This window comes from Solihabitans fulvus, from assembly GCF_008386585.1.
Taxonomy (GTDB): domain Bacteria; phylum Actinomycetota; class Actinomycetes; order Mycobacteriales; family Pseudonocardiaceae; genus Solihabitans; species Solihabitans fulvus.
The window spans coordinates 285334-302856 of sequence record NZ_VUOB01000022.1; the positions used below are offsets into that span (position 1 = coordinate 285334).

The 17523-nt window shown below is 71.2% G+C and carries 12 protein-coding genes; 8 read left to right on the forward strand and 4 right to left on the reverse strand.

Translation table 11 applies throughout. The annotated features are described in order from the left end of the window. Nucleotides 1-9: 9 nt before the first annotated feature. Nucleotides 10-1335 carry an extracellular solute-binding protein gene (locus tag F0L68_RS14050; protein WP_149849964.1) on the reverse strand — a complete coding sequence of 442 codons (1326 nt, stop codon included), beginning with the start codon at nucleotides 1333-1335 and terminating at the stop codon, nucleotides 10-12. Further along, nucleotides 1332-2585, reverse strand: coding sequence for an ROK family transcriptional regulator (locus F0L68_RS14055; protein WP_149849965.1), 1254 nt, complete (start codon nucleotides 2583-2585; stop codon nucleotides 1332-1334). Before F0L68_RS14055 ends, F0L68_RS14050 begins: the two co-directional genes overlap by 4 nt. A 172-nt stretch (nucleotides 2586-2757) precedes the next feature. Between F0L68_RS14055 and F0L68_RS14060 the strand changes: the two genes are divergently transcribed. Further along, nucleotides 2758-3450, forward strand: coding sequence for a DUF3159 domain-containing protein (locus tag F0L68_RS14060; protein WP_149849966.1), 693 nt, complete (start codon nucleotides 2758-2760; stop codon nucleotides 3448-3450). A 49-nt stretch (nucleotides 3451-3499) separates the two neighbouring features. Beyond that, a complete protein-coding gene (locus F0L68_RS14065) occupies nucleotides 3500-6229 on the forward strand; it encodes an ATP-binding protein (protein ID WP_149849967.1) in 2730 nt (909 codons plus the stop codon). A 5-nt stretch (nucleotides 6230-6234) separates the two neighbouring features. Here the strand turns inward: F0L68_RS14065 and F0L68_RS14070 are convergent, their stop codons facing one another. Then, nucleotides 6235-7230 (reverse strand): N-acetylglucosamine kinase, encoded by a 996-nt coding sequence (locus F0L68_RS14070; RefSeq protein ID WP_149849968.1) that lies wholly within the window; start codon nucleotides 7228-7230, stop codon nucleotides 6235-6237. A gap of 58 nt (nucleotides 7231-7288) precedes the next feature. Beyond that, nucleotides 7289-10609 (reverse strand): S8 family serine peptidase, encoded by a 3321-nt coding sequence (locus F0L68_RS14075; protein ID WP_276313852.1) that lies wholly within the window; start codon nucleotides 10607-10609, stop codon nucleotides 7289-7291. Between the two features lie 344 nt (nucleotides 10610-10953). Here F0L68_RS14075 and F0L68_RS14080 point away from each other — a divergent pair, with 344 nt between their 5' ends. Genes F0L68_RS14080 through F0L68_RS14105 form a run of 6 tightly spaced genes read left to right on the forward strand, consistent with a single transcriptional unit; the run spans nucleotide 10954 to nucleotide 17502 of the window. Further along, a complete protein-coding gene (locus F0L68_RS14080) occupies nucleotides 10954-11820 on the forward strand; it encodes a fumarylacetoacetate hydrolase family protein (RefSeq protein WP_149849970.1) in 867 nt (288 codons plus the stop codon). Next, nucleotides 11821-13131: an enolase C-terminal domain-like protein gene (locus F0L68_RS14085; protein ID WP_149849971.1), complete on the forward strand. Its 1311-nt coding sequence runs from the start codon at nucleotides 11821-11823 to the stop codon at nucleotides 13129-13131. It begins immediately after the preceding gene. After that, complete coding sequence (locus tag F0L68_RS14090) at nucleotides 13128-13886, forward strand: SDR family NAD(P)-dependent oxidoreductase (RefSeq protein ID WP_188316578.1); 759 nt, start codon at nucleotides 13128-13130, stop codon at nucleotides 13884-13886. Before F0L68_RS14085 ends, F0L68_RS14090 begins: the two co-directional genes overlap by 4 nt. Before the next feature lie 31 nt (nucleotides 13887-13917). Further along, entirely contained in the window at nucleotides 13918-14961 is a 1044-nt protein-coding gene (locus tag F0L68_RS14095; protein WP_149849973.1) for a sugar ABC transporter substrate-binding protein, read from the forward strand. Beyond that, nucleotides 14961-16499, forward strand: coding sequence for a sugar ABC transporter ATP-binding protein (locus F0L68_RS14100; protein WP_149849974.1), 1539 nt, complete (start codon nucleotides 14961-14963; stop codon nucleotides 16497-16499). The genes F0L68_RS14095 and F0L68_RS14100 overlap by 1 nt, the downstream gene beginning before the upstream one ends. Next, nucleotides 16492-17502, forward strand: a complete 1011-nt coding sequence (locus F0L68_RS14105; RefSeq protein ID WP_149849975.1) for an ABC transporter permease — start codon at nucleotides 16492-16494, stop codon at nucleotides 17500-17502. The genes F0L68_RS14100 and F0L68_RS14105 overlap by 8 nt, the downstream gene beginning before the upstream one ends. The last annotated feature ends 21 nt before the right edge of the window (nucleotides 17503-17523 follow it).

Here is a 17523-nt window from a genome sequence, read left to right on the forward strand (position 1 = left end):
GTCGTGGCCTCACTTGCCGCCGAGCGCCTTGGCATCGTCGATCTGCTTGTCCAGCTTGGCGAGGCCGCCGGGCAGGTCGGTCACCTGGCCGTTCTCCCAGGACGTGCCGAAGTCGCTGACGAACTTGAGGTACTGGTCGCCGATGGTGCTCGCCGGGTTCGACGCGAGGTTCTTGTTCGCGAAGATGTCCAGGAACGGCTTGAACTGGTCGCCGAGCTTCAGGTTGGGGCTGCTCAGCGAGGACTTGGTGCTCGGCACGTTGTGCAGGCCGTTGGCCAGGGTGACCAGCGCGTCGGTGTCGGTGGCCAGGTACTTGATCAGATCCCAGGCCGCGCCGGGGTTCTTGGCGCCCTTGGGGATGCCGATGATCGTGCCGGTGGTGTAGCCGCCGCCGTAGAGCTCGGGCCTCGAGGTCGGGGCCGGCGCGGTGCCGTAGTTCAGCGTGGGCACCTGGTCGGCGATGAACGCCGTGCGGAACTCACCGTCGATCGCCATGGCCACCTTGCCGGCCTGGAAACCCATGTCGGCGGAGTACTCCTGGCCGAGCCCCGCGGTGAACTTCTGGAGGTTGTCCTGCCCATAGAAGTCGACGAGCTTCTTCTGCCAGCCGAACAGGTCCTGCCAGCCCTGGTCCTTGCCGAGACCGGACTTGCCGTCCTTGTCCAGCCACTGCGCGCCGAAGGAGGGCGCGACGATCTGCGGCTTGTACGCGTAGAAAGCCCACTGCGGCAGGAAACCCGCGACCTTGATCGAGCCGTCCGGGTTCTTCACCGTGAGCTTCTTGGCGTCCTCCAACATCTCGTCGGTGGACTTCGGCGGCGAGCTGATGCCGGCGGCGGCGAACAGATCCTTGTTGTAGTACAGGCCGTAGACGTCGGCCAGCATCGGCAGCGAGCAGCGCTTGCCGTTGAACTGGGTGTAGTCCCGCACCGCCTGGGGAATGTCGTCCAGGTTGACCTTGTCCCGGTCGATGTAGGGCTGGAGGTCCTGCCAGGAGCCCTGCGAACAGAACTGGCCGATGTTGTCGGTGGTGAAGGAGATCGCCACGTCCGGTGGGTTGCCGCCGCGGATCGCCTGGGTGATCTTGTCGTCGTCCTGGCTGCCCTGGTTGTCGATGGTGACGTTGACGTGCTTGCCGTGGTAGGCGTCCAGGGTGCTCTTGAGCACGCCGAGCTCGCGGTCGGCGAAGTTGCTCCACACCGTGACGGTGACGGGCTTGCTCGAGTCCGGCGCGGCGGCCGGTTCGGTGGAACCGCCACCACCTGCGGTGCATGCGGCAGTCGCCAGAACACCTGCGGCGACAAGGATCAGAGCGGGGCGCAGCCGTGCTCTCATCGGCCCTCCAGATCAGCGTGGGTGTGGGACGGGTTGGCGGCCGCCGCTGGGCGCTGCGGGCCGCGGAACGGTTCGGTCGTGGCGGCGGGCAGGCCGAAGACCTGTTCCCGGACAACCGCGAGCGCCGAGTGCAGGGCGCCTGAGCGCACTGGCTTGCCGGTGACCAGCGCGAGCTGCACCGGAGTTCGTGGAATGACGAGCTTGCGCAGCTCGGCGCCGACGAGGTCGGCCAGGACGGTGCCGCCGGCCTGCGAGATCTCGCCGGAGAGCAACACGAGTTCCGGGTCGAGCACGCTCACCACGCTCGCGACACCCGCGGCGATGCGCCTGGCCAGGTCCACGAGGAACTCGCGCCCCGCGGTGCCGGCGCTCAGCGCCTTGCGCACCGCGAAGTGCCCGCTCCGCGCGGACAACCCGTGCGCCCTGGCGAGCTTGACGATCGCGGCCGAACTCAGCAGATCGCCGAAGCGGCCCCCGGTTCGGTCGGTCCCGGTGTCCGCGATGGCCCGGTCCGGCACCTGAAGCCCGTCGATCTCGCCGGCACCACCGGTGGCGCCGCGCAACAGCACGCCGTTGATGACCACCGCGGCGCCGATCGCGTCGGCCGGCCAGATCAGCACGAAGTCGCGCACGTTCATGGCGCGCCCCGCGATCATCTCCTCCAGCGCGACCAGGTTGACGTCGTTCTCCACGGTGACCGGGGTGTCCAGCAGCTCGCGCAGGCGGCCGGGCATGTCGAAGCCCTCCCACCCGGGAAGATGCGGGGCGAACCCCAGCTCGCCGGTGGCGGGATCCACCGCGCCGGGGCTGCCGACCACGACGTGCCGCAGGGCCCTCGGCCCCAGCCCGGCCTGGCTGGTCGCCTTGCTGACCGCGCCGCAGAACGCGTCGAGCACCTCGGCGCTGCCGCCCCTCGGCATGGGCGCGCGGTGCTCGGTGAGCAGCGCGCCGGAGATGTCGGCGATGGCGACGTCGACCGACTGCGGGGTGAGGTCGACGGCCGCGACGTGCGCGAGGGCGCCGTTGACCGACCACAGCTGGGCCCGTGGGCCGCGACCGCCGCCGCGAAGCCCGTTGCGCTGCACCGTGTCCGCCTTCTCGAGCCGCGTCAGCAGCTGGGCGGTCGCCGGCTTGGACAGGCCGATCAGGTCCTCCAGCTCGGACCGCGTCAACGGCCCGTTGCGCAGCAGCGCCTCGATCGCGGCGCGGTCGTTGATCTCGCGCAGCAGTCGTGGACTCCCGGCTCGCATGTCTCTCCTGCCGTGTGAACTTTGTCTGTTAACTTTCCAGACGATTTCCGCACACCGTAGTGACCGCCGTCACCGAGGTCAATGCACTGGTTGGACCAGTTCGGTCGGGGATACCGGTCCGTTATCGAGGAGTGGTGTTCCTGGTTAGGTTCGCCTAAGGCATGGTGGAGGCATGACCGAGCAGCCGCAGCGAGCCGACGTGGCCCCAGCAGGCCGGGAGGAATCCCTGGCCCACCTGCTCGGCGGCCGGGGTGGCGCGGTGGACGCCACCCTGCCGCCCGCCGCGTTCGCGGTCGGCTGGCTGCTGGGCGGCAACTCCATCGGCATCGGCTCCGCCGCCGCCATCGGCGTCGGCGTCCTGGTTGGCGTGGTGCGCCTGATCCGAGGCGAACGCCCGCGAGCCGTGGTCGTCAGCGTCACCCTGGTCGTCGCGGCGGCCCTGGTGGCCCTGCACACCGGCCGGGCAGCGGACTTCTTCCTCGTCCAACTCCTCTCCAACGTGGCGAGCGCCCTGCTGTGGGCGGCCAGCATTGTCATTCGCTGGCCGCTGCTCGGCGTCGTCGTCGGCGTGGTCGTCGGCCAGAAGACCCGTTGGCGCCGCGACCCGGACCTGCTCCGCGCGTACGGCGTCGCGAGCTGGGCGTGGGTGGGCCAGTACGTCCTGCGCGTCGCGGTCTACGGTGCGCTCTGGCTTGCCGGCCAGACCGTCGCCCTCGCCGTCGCCAGGGTGGCCCTGACCTGGCCCCTCCAGGCCGCCTGCCTGGCCGTCAGCTGGTGGCTGATCCGCCGTTCCCTCCCGGCCGACCACCCGGGCCTCCGCCACGCGAGACTCCCGGCCGACGTGCCAACTGACGCGCCCAACTGACTTGTCCAACTGACTTGTCCGCAAGGACGATCCTGCGGACCCTTACCGGGTGGGGGAACGCAGAGCACTCGTCGTCGGCTCGCAGTGTGAGCAACCGAACCTGCTGTCCTCGCTCCCGGACACCGCCTGGGACGTCGCGGATACCCTCCTTGACGAGGACCGAGGCGCCTGCGTTCCGGCACTGGCCGGCACCCCGGTGCTGCTGAACCCGACGACCGTCGAGCTGAACAACGCCCTCGACACCGCGTTCGAACGCGCCTCCGCCGACCAGGCCACCCTCCTGTTGGCCGTGCTCGGCCACGGCGAGTACGGCACCGGCGACCCGCGCGTCCCGCCCTCGGAGTTCCACCTGGCGAACCGTATTTCCGAACTCCTGACCACGCACCACGATCTCGACGGTCTGGTGCTGCTCCTGGACACCTGCCGACGGCACGCGGGCGACAGCCCGGAAACCGAGTGGATCACCGCACTCGGCCGGGCCGGCCGCCGCTTCGAACTCCTGGCCGCCGCCAACGAGGGACCCGGCACCGACGGCTGTCTCACCAGAACCGTGGCGAGCACGCTCCGCTCCGGCTCGCCGACCCTCGGCGGCTACCTCCGCCTCCCCGACCTGCGCGCCGTCGTGGCGCGGGCCTGCGACCGCTCGGCCACCGTGCACCTGTCCTTCGACGGCAGGCGAACCGTCGTCACCGGCGACGAGGGCCTGTGGCTGGCCCGCAACCCCGCGAGCTGCTGGCAGGGTTCGCCCTTCGCCGGCACCGGTGTTGCCGACACGGCGGAGCGCCTCACCAGGCACTACACCCCGACGGACACCGTCGACGCGGTGGTGGCGGCGGCCCTCGGCCGCGCACCGTGCGTGGCGATCCACGGTCCGGCTGGCAGCGGCAAGTCCACGGTCCTGGCCGCCCTGATCCACCCCGCCATCGCGAGCGACTCCGTCCCTGCGGCGTTCCTGCACGCCGTCGCCTGGCAGGCCGACCGCCGCACCCCGGGCCAGGTGGCGGCCGAACTGGCCGATCACCTGACGACCACGGTCCCCGGCTTCGCCGCCGCGCGCGAGGCGTTCACCGCGACGACCGACGCCGGCACGCTGGCCCGCGCGGACGAGTTCGACCGCAGCCTCCTCGGTCCGCTGAACCGCATCGACTCGCCGATCAGAACCATCCGCGTCGCGGTCGACCTGGACGGCCGACTGCCGCCAAGGCTGGGCGACGCCCTACGCCGCCTGGTCGAACTTCCCCTGCGAGTGCAGGTGTTGCTGACCACCAGGGACGAGCGGGGCCTGCCGACGGGAACGGTGCCCGTCCCGATCAGGCCCCCGGACGAACCGACCATCGCCGGCTACCTGCGCGCCGCCGGAGTCGCGAGCCCGCTGCCGGCCACCGCGCCCGCCTGGGGTGCCGTGACGACGGCCGTCGCGGCGGCGACCACCGGCCACCACCAGCAGCAGCCGGTGACGCTGAACGTCATCGTGGGCGACGTGCACGGAACGGTCGTGCAGGCCGGCGCGATCGACGGCCCGGTCTCGATCGGCGACCCAACCCGCACCCTCCTGTCCAACATCCTGAACACACCGTCCACACAGGACAGTCGGGATCTTCGCACCGTGCTCACGGTCCTGGCCGCCGCCCACGACTGCTCGGCACTGCCCGTGCGGCTGCTCGCGCATGCCGCGTCCCGCCTTGGCGCGCACCGCCCCATCCGCGACCTGCTGACCCAGCTGGGCGGCCTGTTGCTGCGCGGCCAACCGGGCACCGACGCGGAGCGCGTTGGCCTACGCGACCAGGCCACCGCCGACGCCTTGGCGGCCGCCGACCCGCCGACCGCCGCGAGTCCCGTCACCGCCTCGGAAATCGAGGCGCACCAGGCGATCGCCGAGGCGATAGCCGCGCTGGCGCCAGCAACCGAAGCCGACCGCACCGGCGTCGAACACGAGTATGCGGAGGTGGCCGAGGCCGAACACCTCTGGCGCGCGGGTCGCTTCGCCGACGCGTTACGCGCCGTCGACCTCCGCTCGTCCCCGGTGCCGGTGGCCAACCGCGAGGCCTGGGCGGCCTGGCGCAGGCGGTCGGCCGCGGAACTGGGCCCAACGCACCGCCTGACCCTGCTGGCCGGAGCCAGGCACGGGATGTGGCTGGCCAAGTCCGGGGACCCGCACGGCGCGCTGCGCGTGCTGGAGCCGCTGCTGGGCAACACCATCCGACACCTTGGCTCGACCGACCCGGACACGCTGGCCCTGCGGCACAACCTCGCCTACTGGTCGGCGGAGACCGGCCACCCCGACCGCGCGAGGGACGAATTCCAGCAGCTGGCCCGCATCCACGCCGAACTGAACGGCCCTGACCACGAACACACCCTGGACGTCCGGCTCCAGGCGGCGATATCGGCGGCCAAGACGGGAGACGTGACCTGGGCGCGCGGCCAGTTCGACGAACTGATCCCGATCAGCGAGCGAGCGCTTGGCGCGACCCACTGGGTGACGATCAGCCTGCTGGACAACGCATTATTCTGGGGCGAGGAAACCTCACCGGCCACCACCACGACACAGCACCGAATCGACCGCCTGGCCGAGGCCGGCCGGGCAATCGCCGGCCGCGACTCTGACAAGAGCATCGGCTGGCGCCTGCACGCGGCCATCTATCGGGCCAAGTACGGCCACCCGGCCGAGGCCGTCACCGAGTTCCGCGCGCTCCGCCACGAATCGATCGCCATCTTCGGCCTCGACCACGCCTGGACCACTCGGATCGCCGAACAGCTCGCCTTCTGGACCACCGAGTAGGACTCCTACGCCCCTAGATAACTGGGCCGAGGAGCCGAGGGCCCCAACACCTCCAACGCGGCCAACCACGCCGCCCCGGCGGCTCCCTCCGTCGCAACCCGCACCCGTGCCTCGGTCCGCTCGGCCAACTCCGCCCGCAGCCGCGTGCCCACCGGACTTCCCGGCCCGAGCAGGCTGCCGACCAACACCATCGGCGTCCGCTCCTCCGCGCCCCTGATCATCAACGCGGTGTCGGCCAGCAACTGCGCAGCCTTGGCTACGATCCGCGCGGCCGAGCCGTCCCCGGCCTTCATGCTCGCGCTCACCAGCGGCGCGAACCGCGCCAGCTGAATCGGCGTCGCCGCGTTCACCGCCGTGATGAGCCGCTGCCGCAACGTCCTGCGTTGCTCCTCGACCACCGGCCCGCGCCACTGCAACGCCTGTGCCAACACCGCCGCCGGCAGGCCCTCCGACGCAGCCGACCCGGTCGCGCTCTCCAACGCGCGCAGCGTGCCGCGCACCGCCTCCCGCCCGAGCCAGTACGCCGACCCCTCGTCCCCGAGCAGCCACCCGTACCCACCTGACGTCGCGACCAGCTTCCTGTCCACGATCCGCGCCGCGATCGAGCCGGTCCCCGCCACCAACACCGTCCCGTCCGGCTCGGCGGTCCCCGACGCGAACGCCGCCTCCGAATCGGTCACCACCCGCATCGGGCAGCGCAACCCCGCGCCCTTCCACGCGGCCTCGAACAGCGCGGCGACGGAACTGTCCGAGGCCACCTTGCTCGCCCCGGCCATGCCGAGAACCCCAGCGCGCACCTGCCCGGCGTCCATGCCCTCCAACGCCGTTCGCAGCGCCGTCCCGATCTGCTCGGCGGCCGTCGCGGGCGCATGCGAATTGGGATTCCCGCCGCCGGCCAAGCCTGCGGCCAGCCGACTGCCGTCCAGCCCGAACACCAACGCTCTCGTGGCCGTTCCGCCGGCATCAAGGCCAACCACGACTCCGCTGCCAGGAACAGTCATCCGACGAGTATCGCCAATGCACCCGTCCCACGTCAGGTCTGAAGCGGCGAAATCGGGCCTACCTGACGCTCACCACCTGCGCCCGCCGATCGCTGGCGTCGTGATGCTCGAGCACCAGCAGGCTGTCCGCCCGATCCTCCGCCAACGCCCCAGCATCCCGCCCGACCACCAACGAGCTGCCCGGCCGAGCCAGATAGCTCAACGCGGGGTCGCCGTCGCCCCGCACCCACAACCCGGGACGCAACGGATCGAACGACATCGGCGACCCGATCCGATCGATGAATCCGTCCGCATTGCCCGGCGCGGTGTAGTACCCCTGGATCCCGACCCGGTAGCTCAGCCGCGCGGACGAGTCGCTCGGGTCGATGCCCAACGCGCTCAGCAACACCGGCAGCACCACCACATTGCTGTCGAACACATTGGTGTCCACGTCCCCGTACCGCCCGTTGACCGGCCGCTGGTCGACCACGACCCCGTCCGCCGACGTCGTCTCGACCAGCAACAGGTCCGCGCTGGTGTTCCCGTTCGCGTCCTTCGGCTTGCGCACCCGGACGGTGAAGTCGTTGCCGTGCGCGGAGATCGTCACCACCGGCCAGGTGTTGCTGCCGAGGTTCGCCCAGTTGTGCCAGGTGGCGATCCCGAACGCGAGCAGCGCGTCGCCCGCCCTGCCCTGCGCCCTTGCCTCCGGCGCCGTGGAGGTGACGCCGACGTACCGCAGGTCCCCGCCCTTCGCCGTCTCGTTCACCGCGCAGTCCGCCACGGCCCCGGCCCCGCAGTCGGGCAGCCGATCGCTCACCGCCTGCAACTCGAACACGCTCACCAGCGCCCGGTACGCCTGGTCGCCGCTGCCCTGGCTGAGCCCCTTGCCGCGCAGCCGCAGCACGGCCCGGTCGGCACCGGGCTGGAAACTCACGTGATCACTGGCGGTGACTTCGGCGACCGGCTTCGGCGCGGCGTACACCGGTACGCGCAGGGAGACCCCGCCACCGTCCGGCGCGAGCACCAGCCGCCCGGACGCCTCGGCGAGGAACTGCCGGGCCTGCCCCTGCTGCGTCTTCTCGACGGTCGGGTCGGCCGTCCGCCGCAGGTCCGCCGGATCGACCCGCACCTTCACCTGGATCCGGGCGACGCCACCGGCCGGCACCGCGACAACCCGATCGGACAGCTCGAAGGCCACCCCGGGCACCGAACTGGCCGGCGCGAACGACGCGGCCAGCCGCACCGGGCTCGGCCCCTTGTTCTCGATCTTCACGGTCCGGCTCAACGACACCCGCCGCGCCGCCTCGACCACGCCGAACGAGACCCCGACCGCGCCCGGCGTGTCCTGGACCATCGCCAGCACCGGCGTCTGCACCGCGGCCCGCGCGTCGATCCGCCCGCTGCCGACCCGCATCGGGGTCTCCACGACGCCGGTCGCCGCGTCGTCGCCGGACCGAACGTCCCCGGCCGCCGTGTCCATCAGCGCGGCCTTGACCTCCTCCGGCGTCCAGTCCGGGTGCACCTGACGCACGAGCGCGGCGATGCCGGACACGTGCGGCGCGGCCATCGACGTCCCGGTCTTCGTCGTGCCGCGCGACCCGCTGCCCACCCCGGCCGACAGGATCGTGGTGCCGGGGGCCGCAAGGTCGGGTTTCGGCGCCGTGCCCCGGTAGCCGCGCGAGGACGACGGCGAGATGGTGTCCTGGATCGCCGCGTTCCTGGTCGGCAGTGCCGTGCGCAGCGCGCCCGTCATCCGCACCGTCAACGTCCCGGCCTTCAGCGCGGCCCGCACCTGTGTCGTCGCGGTCCCGGTGAACTGGAACACCGGAATGTCCTTGCTGCCAGCGATTCCCGCGGCGAAGGTGTCCAGGCTCGACGACAGCAGCGCGCCGGCGGCCCCGGCGTCGTGCGCGTTGGTGCTCCGCACGGCCGAACCGCACTTCCGCGTTTTGTCGTTGTCGTCCCACTCCAGCCAGACGAACTTCCCGGCCACCGCCGCCCGGTCCTCCGCCGAGAACGGGGCGCACCCGTCCGGGTTGCCCGATCCGGCCGCGACCACCCCACGGGTCAGATCGAGCCCCTCGTAACCCTGGTAGGCCTGGCTGTACTGCCCGGGTTCCCTTGACCCTCCGCCGACCTCGACACCGTCGAGCACCGCGTACGAGTCCCGCGAGTTGGCCACGTCGAGCGACTCCACCACGTCGCCCGGCGACCCGCCAACGTCGTACAGGTCGCCGCCATTGCCCGCCGAGGTGACCACCAGGACCCCGTTCGCCACCAGCTTCCGCACGAACCGGCTGCTCGGATCGTCCGGCGCGCCGTAGGAACTCCCGAGCGACAGGTTCACCACATCCAGGTGGTCGGAGAAGTCCCCGTCCCCGTTCGGATCCAGCGCCCAGTCCATCGCCTCGGTGTCCAGGTTCGTGGTGCCCTCGCAGCCGAACACCTTCAACGCGTACAGCTTCGCCTTCGGCGCGCTCCCTGGCGCGATCCGCATGGCCTCCAGGGACTGTGGCGTCAGCGTCGAGTAGTCCCCGGCGAACGTGCCGCCTGCCTCGGTCACGCCGTACCCGGCCGCAGTGCCGGCCACGTGCGTGCCGTGGCCCGGATCGGCCCCGGACGCGCAGTCCAGCGGGTTCGGGTCGGGGTGCGGGGTCGAGGTCTCCGTCTTCCTGGCGTCGTAGTCGTTGCCGGCGAAGTCGTAGCCGCCGACGACCTTGTCGGTGGGGAAGTACGCGGGATCGATCCTGGTGCTGTCGACGGCCCGGTAGGCCGCGACCGTGCCTGGCCCGCCGAAGTCGGCGTGGGTGTAGTCGATGCCGGTGTCGATGATCCCGACGCGCACGCCGTCGCCGTAGTGGCCGGTCTGCTGCCACACGGTCAACGCCCTGGTCAGCTCGGCGGATCCGGCGTTCTGCGGCGACTTGGGCACCGAGAGCGCGATGGACCGCACCTCGGGCAGCCGGGACAGCTCGCGGATCCGCGCCGCGTCGGCCGTCACGGTCAGCCCGGCGATCGCGTTGGCGGTGCGAGACACGACCTTGGCCGCCGAGTCCCTGCCGCGCAGCGCGTCGAGCACCCGATCGGCGAGGCCGGCACTGCGCTGCCGGGCCTGCGTGGCCGCCCGAGCCGCGTCGGTCGCGCTGCGCCCGCCCTGCCTGGCCTCCGCGTAGCTGTCGACGGCCGCCGGCGCGGCGAGCTCGACGAACGCGGTGACCGTCCCGACCGCCCCGGCCAGCGGAGCCGACACCCCGCCCTCCGGGTCGCCGACCGGCCCGGCCGGCGCTACGGGCCCGGTGACCGGCGGCAGCGACTCGGCGAGCGGATCGTCGGCGGCCGGCGCGGCGCCGGCAGGCCCGACCGGCCCCGCCGTGGTGAGCGCGGCGGCCAGGACGGCCACGACGGCACGATGGTGTCTCAAAGTCATTCCCTCGGGGAGGCCTGCGGACGCTCGGGCGCACGAGCGCGGCCCAACCCTGCCACCGCCGGTGGGCCCACCCCCGGCCGTTCTGCCGGTAGTGGGCGTGTCGCGACAGCACCGGCCAAGCCTCGACCAGCGATCTGCCACCCACCGCCCACCGGCCGAACACCGACCAGCCACGAATCGGACACGGAGCGCAGTCGTCGGATGACTTGACCAGGTTGAAACCTGCCGACCTCTAGACGTAACCCACTCATGCGGGCTATACATCCGATGTATTTCCGCGTGACCGCGTTGACGCTGGTGGTCGAGGAGGAGACATCGTGCAGTTGCTGCGCATCGGAGCGCCCGGGTCGGAACGCCCCGCCGTCCGCACCGCCGACGGGACCGGGTACGAACTCGGCCCGTTGACGACGGACATCGACGGCGCGTTTCTCGCCGATGGTGGCATCGACCGGGTGCGCGCCGCGCTGGCCGAGGGCAGCCTGCCGACGCTGGACGACCCAGCCGACGGTAGCGGTCAACGGCTCGGCGCGCCCGTCGCGAGCCCCGGCAAGATCGTCTGCATCGGGCTGAACTACCGCGACCACGCCGCCGAGACCGGCGCCGCGCTGCCCGCCGAGCCCGTCGTGTTCCTCAAGACCCCGGACACCGTCGTCGGCCCGTACGACGAGGTGCTGGTGCCGCGCCGGTCGGTGAAGACCGACTGGGAGGTCGAACTCGGCGTCGTGATCGGCCGCACCGCCCGCTACCTCGACTCGGCCGAGGACGCGCTGGCCTGCGTCGCGGGCTACGTCCTCTCGCACGACGTGTCCGAGCGCGAGTTCCAGATCGAGCGCGGCGGCCAGTGGGACAAGGGCAAGAACTGCGAGACGTTCAACCCTCTCGGCCCGTACCTGGTGCCAGCCGACGAGGTGCCGGACCCGCAGCGGCTCGGCCTGCGCCTCTGGGTGAACGGCGTGCTGCGCCAGGACTCCAGCACCGAGCACATGATCTTCGGGGTCGCCGAGGTGATCCGCTACCTGAGCCAGTTCATGGTGCTGCGGCCCGGCGACCTCATCAACACCGGCACGCCGGCCGGGGTGGCGCTTGGCCAACCCGAGCCGAAGCCGTACCTGCGAGCGGGGGACGTGGTGGAGTTGGAGATCGACGGACTTGGCCGGCAGCGCCAGACCCTTGGGCAGGCCTAGATGGCCCGCATCATCGGCATGGACGTGCTGGACGTCCGCTTCCCGACCTCCAGGGAGCTGGACGGCTCGGACGCGATGAACCCCGACCCGGACTACTCGGCCGCCTACGTGGTGCTGCGCACCGACGAGGGCCCCGACGGCTACGGGCTGGCGTTCACCATCGGCCGGGGCAACGACGTGCAGGCCGCCGCCATCCACGCGCTCGAACCGCACCTGGTCGGCCGCGACGCCCCGCGCGACGCCGCCGCGCTGTCCGCGCTGTACTTCGAGCTGGTTGGCGACTCGCAGCTGCGCTGGCTCGGCCCGGAGAAGGGCGTCGTGCACATGGCGATCGGCGCGGTGGTCAACGCCGCGTGGGATCTCGCCGCGCGCGCCGCCGGGCTGCCGCTGTGGCGGTTCCTCGCGGCGATGACCCCCGAGGAGATCGTCGGGCTGGTCGACTTCCGCTACCTGTCCGACGCGCTGACCCCCGCCGAGGCGCTCGAGCTGCTGCGCGAGGTCGAACCCGGCCGGTCCGAGCGCGCGGAAACCCTGGTGCAGCAAGGCTTTCCCGCCTACACCACGTCGCCGGGCTGGCTCGGCTACTCGGACGAGAAGCTGGCCTCGCTCGCCCGCCAGGCGCTCGCCGACGGCTTCGACATGATCAAGCTGAAGGTCGGCGGCGACCTCGACGACGACGTGCGCAGGATGAAGCTGGCCAGGGAGGTCGTCGGCGAGTCGGCGCGCGTCGCGGTGGACGCCAACCAGCGCTGGGACGTGGACACCGCCGTGCGGTGGATGCGGGAGCTGGCGCCCTACGACCCGTACTGGATCGAGGAGCCGACCTCGCCCGACGACGTGCTCGCGCACCGGGCCATCGCCGACGCGCTCGCGCCGATCAGGGTGGCGACCGGCGAGCACGTGCAGAACCGGGTGGTGTTCAAGCAGCTGCTCCAGGCCGGCGCGATCGACGTGCTCCAGCTGGACGCCTGCCGCGTCGCCGGCGTCAACGAGAACGTGGCGATCCTGTTGCTGGCCAGGAAGTTCGGCGTGCCGGTGTGCCCGCACGCCGGCGGCGTCGGCCTGTGCGAGCTGGTCAGGCACCTGTCCATGTTCGACTTCGTCGCGGTGTCGGGCTCCATGGACGGCCGGGTCATCGAATGGGTCGACCACCTGCACGAGCACTTCACCGACCCCGCGATCGTGCGGGACGGCCGGTACCTTGCGCCGAGCGAGCCGGGCTTCTCCGCGCGCCTCAAGGACGACACACTCGCCAACTACCGCTACCCGGACGGTCCCGTGTGGACGGCCATCGCCAAGGAGGCTTCGTGACCAACGACTTCGACGGCCTGGTCGCCGCCGTCACCGGCGGCGCCTCCGGCCTCGGCCTGGCCACCGCGACCCTGCTCGCCGCGCGCGGCGCCACGGTCGCCTGCCTTGACCTCAACGCCGACACCGTGCCCGACCCGCATTTCGGGGTCCGCTGCGACGTCGGCGACGACACCAGCGTCCGAGCCGCCGTCGCCGCCGTGGTCGAGCGGTTCGGCCGGCTCGACGTGGTGGTGAACAACGCGGGCATCGGCGCGCAGGGCGACGTCGCGGCCAACTCCGACGAGGAGTGGCACCGGGTCCTCGACGTCAACGTCGTCGGCATGGCCAGGGTCGCCAGGGCGGCGCTGCCGCACCTGCGCGAGTCGCCGGCCGCCGCGATCGTCAACACGTGCTCGATCGCGGCCTGGGCAGGTCTGCCGCAGCGTGCGCTGTACTCGGCGAGCAAGGGCGCCGTGTACGGGCTGACGCTGGCGATGGCGGCCGACCACGTCCGCGAGGGCATCAGGGTGAACGCCGTCGCCCCCGGCACGGCCGACACGCCCTGGATCGGTCGGCTGCTCGACTCCGCCGAGGACCCGGCGGCCGAGCGAGCGGCACTGGAGGCGCGGCAGCCGATCGGCAGGCTCGTCTCCTCGGATGAGGTCGCCAACGCAATCGCCTACCTGGCCAGCCCGTTGTCCGGCTCGACCGCCGGCACCGTGCTCGCGGTGGACGGCGGCATGTACGGGCTGCGCATGCGGCCAGCCACCACGTGACACGTAAGCAGCACAACGAATCGAGGAACAGATGAAGCGTCGCAGCATCCTCACCGCCGCGGTCTGCCTCGCGCTCACCGGCACACTCGCCGCCTGCGGTGGCGGCGCGTCCAACAGCGCGGGTAACAGTGGCGGCGCCGGGCCCATCGGCGTCGACTTCCCCCGCGCGGACTCGGACTTCTGGAACTCCTACAACAAGTACATTCCCCAGTACGCCAAGGATCTCGGCGTCGACCTGATGTCGCCGACCAACTCGCAGAACGACGTCGCCAAGCTCGTGGCCAACGTGCAGGCGCTGACCAGCCAGGGCGCCAAGGCGATCGTGATGGCCCCGCAGGACACCGGGGCGATCGCGAACACGCTGCAACAGTTGGAGCAGAAGAAGATCCCGGTGGTCACCGTCGACACCCGCCCGGACAAGGGCAAGGCGTACATGGTGGTCCGCGCGGACAACAAGGCGTACGGCGAGCAGGCCTGCAAGTTCCTCGGTGACCAGCTCAAGGGCAAGGGCAAGGTGGTCGAGTTCGAGGGCGCGCTGTCCTCGATCAACGGCAGGGACCGGTCCGAGGCGTTCGCCTCCTGCATGCAGAAGAACTACCCCGGCATCACGGTGTTCGCCGAGCCGACCGACTGGGAGGGCGCCAAGGCGTCCGCCGCGCTCCAGACCGACCTGACCCAGAACCCCGACATCAACGGGATCTACATGCAGGCGGGCGGCGTGTTCCTCGCGCCGACGATCCAGCTGCTCAAGACGACCAACCACCTGTTCCCCGCTGGCGATCCCAAGCACATCACGATCGTCTCCAACGACGGGATCCCGCAGGAGTTCGACGCCATCCGCAAGGGTGACATCGACGCGACCGTCTCGCAGCCCGCCGACCTCTACTCGAAGTGGGCGCTGTTCTACGCGAAGGCCGCCGTGCAGGGCAAGACGTTCCAGCCGGGCGCGACCGACCACGACAGCAAGATCATCGACGTCGGCAACGGGCAGCTGGAGGACCAGCTGCCGGCCCCGCTGGTGACCAAGCAGAACGTGGACGACAGCAAGCTCTGGGGAAACCAGGTCGGCAAGTAATGAGCGCCGTGACCGACACGTCCTCGGCGGCCGGTTCGCCGGCCGCCGAGGCGCGGCAGATCTCCAAGCGCTACGGGAAGACCGTGGCGCTCAACGAGGTCGGCATCCGGATCGCCGACGGCGAGTCGCACGCCCTGGTCGGCCGCAACGGCGCCGGGAAGTCGACCCTGGTGTCGATCCTGACCGGCCTGCAACCTCCGGACTCCGGCGAGGTCAGCTTCGGCGGCGAGGCGGCCCCCGCGCTGGCGGACCGGGACGCCTGGCGGCGCAGGGTCGCCTGCGTCTACCAGAAGTCCACGATCATCCCGACCCTGACGGTCGCGGAGAACCTGTTCATCAACCGGCAGGCGCTCGGCACAGGCTCGCTGATCAGCTGGCCGAAGCTGCGCAGGCGCGCGGCGGACGTGCTCGGCGAGTTCGGCGTCGACGTCGATCCGGCGCGGGCGGCCGAGGACCTCACCGTCGAGCAGCGCCAGCTGGTGGAGATCGCCAGGGCGCTGTCCTTCGGCGCCAGGTTCATCATCCTGGACGAGCCGACCGCGCAGCTGGACGGCCCGGCGATCGAGCGACTGTTCGAGCGGATGCGGTCGTTGCAGGACTCCGGGGTGACGTTCCTGTTCATCTCGCACCACCTCCAGGAGATCTTCGAGATCTGCCAGGCCGTCACGGTGTTCCGGGACGCGCGGCACATCCTCACCAGTCCCGTCGCCGCGCTGTCCAAGGACGGCCTGGTCGAGGCGATGACCGGCGAGGCGACCGGGCTCCGCGACGGCAACACCCGGCCGGCCATGACCGACCAGGCGCCCGTGGTGCTCGACGTCGACGGGCTCGGCGTCGCCGGCGCGTTCGACGACGTGAACCTCCAGGTGCGCCAAGGAGAAGTCGTCGGCGTGGCCGGCTCGGCCAGCAGCGGCAAGGTCGCGCTCGCCGAGGCCATCGTCGGGCTGCGCAAGCCGGACAGCGGCAGCGTGCAGGTGACCGGCCGCCCGGTCCGGGCCGGCAGCGTGCCGGCCGCGCTGGCCGCCGGCATCGGCTTCGTGCCCCAGGACCGGCACAAGGAAGGGCTGGTCGCCGACCTGAGCATCGCGGAGAACGCGACCATGCCGATCGCGCACCGGCTCGGCCGGTTCGGCTCGATCTCACCGCGCAGGCGCCGCGAACTGGCCAACGGCATGATCACCTCGCTGGCCATCAAGGCGGACGGCCCCGACCAACTCGTGTCCGGGCTGTCCGGCGGCAACCAGCAGAAAGTCGTGATGGCGCGGGCGCTGTCCAACGAGCCGGACGCGCTGGTGCTGATCGACCCGACCGCCGGGGTCGACGTGCGCTCCAAACAGACGCTGCTCGACGTGGTCGACCAGACCGCCGAGCGGGGCACCGCGGTGCTGATGATCTCCGACGAGCTCGACGACCTGCGGACCTGCGACCGGGTGCTGGTGATGTTCCACGGCACGGTCATCCGGGAGGTGCGCAGCGGCTGGACCGACAACGAGCTCGTCAGCGCAATCGAAGGAATTGGGGAAAGCAGTGGTGACTGAGACCTCGACCCGGGCCACCGGAGTCGCCGCCGCGCGGCCGAAGCTGGCCATCGCGCGGTTGCGCGACTTCGCCCTGGTGCCGGCGATCATCGTGCTGCTGGTCGTCGGCGCGCTCGTCGCGCCCGCGTTCCTGTCCACCGGGAACCTGATCAACGTGTTGCAGCAGCAGACGGAACTCGGCCTGCTGGTGCTCGCCGAGGCGTTGATCCTGGTCTCCGGCAAGATCGACCTGTCGCTGGAGTCGACCGTCGGCTTCGCGCCGGCGCTGGCCATCGCGCTGATCATCCCCAAGGCCAGCCACGGCCTTGGTCTCGGCCTGCCGGAGTGGACCGGGATCCCGGTGTGCCTGCTGATCGGCGCGCTCGTCGGGCTGTTCAACGGGTTCCTGATCCTGAAGCTGCGGCTGTCCGGGTTCGTGGTCACGCTCGGCGTGCTGATCGTGGTGCGCGGCCTGCAACTCGGCTTCACCACCGGCCAGAACCTGTTCGACCTGCCGCTGTCGTTCACCTACCTGGGCACGGCCGAATGGCTCGGCCTGCCGGCCTCGGTGTGGATCTTCGCGGCGGCGTTCGCCGTGGGTATCGTCGCGCTCGGCTACTTCCGGCAGGGCCGCTCGCTGTACGCGATCGGCGGCAACTCCGACGCCGCCCGCGCGGCCGGCATCCGCACCGACAGGGTGATCTGGACGGTGCTGGTCATCGGCGGCCTGCTGGCCGCGCTCGCCGGCCTGCTGATGGCTGGCAGGCTCGGCTCGGTGGCCGCGTCGCAGGGCCAGAACATGATCTTTACGGTGTTCGCCGCGGCAGTGATCGGCGGCGTGAGTCTCAACGGCGGCAAGGGCACCCTGTTCGGCGCGCTGTGCGGTGTGCTGGTGCTCGGGCTGGTGCAGAACATCCTGACGCTGGCCCACGTGTCCTCGTACTGGTACCAGGCCATCAACGGCGCGATCATCCTGGTGGCGCTGATGCTGTCCCGCATAACCAGCGGCAAGGCCCAGGACTGACTCCGCTACAGGACTGACTGC

Coding starts and splice junctions, on each gene's coding strand:
- F0L68_RS14055 (WP_149849965.1), bottom strand. CDS start 2,585: ATGCGAGCCGGGAGTCCACGACTGCTGCGCGAGATCAACGACCGCGCC.
- F0L68_RS14070 (WP_149849968.1), bottom strand. CDS start 7,230: ATGACTGTTCCTGGCAGCGGAGTCGTGGTTGGCCTTGATGCCGGCGGA.
- F0L68_RS14095 (WP_149849973.1), top strand. CDS start 13,918: ATGAAGCGTCGCAGCATCCTCACCGCCGCGGTCTGCCTCGCGCTCACC.
- F0L68_RS14085 (WP_149849971.1), top strand. CDS start 11,821: ATGGCCCGCATCATCGGCATGGACGTGCTGGACGTCCGCTTCCCGACC.
- F0L68_RS14060 (WP_149849966.1), top strand. CDS start 2,758: ATGACCGAGCAGCCGCAGCGAGCCGACGTGGCCCCAGCAGGCCGGGAG.
- F0L68_RS14050 (WP_149849964.1), bottom strand. CDS start 1,335: ATGAGAGCACGGCTGCGCCCCGCTCTGATCCTTGTCGCCGCAGGTGTT.
- F0L68_RS14100 (WP_149849974.1), top strand. CDS start 14,961: ATGAGCGCCGTGACCGACACGTCCTCGGCGGCCGGTTCGCCGGCCGCC.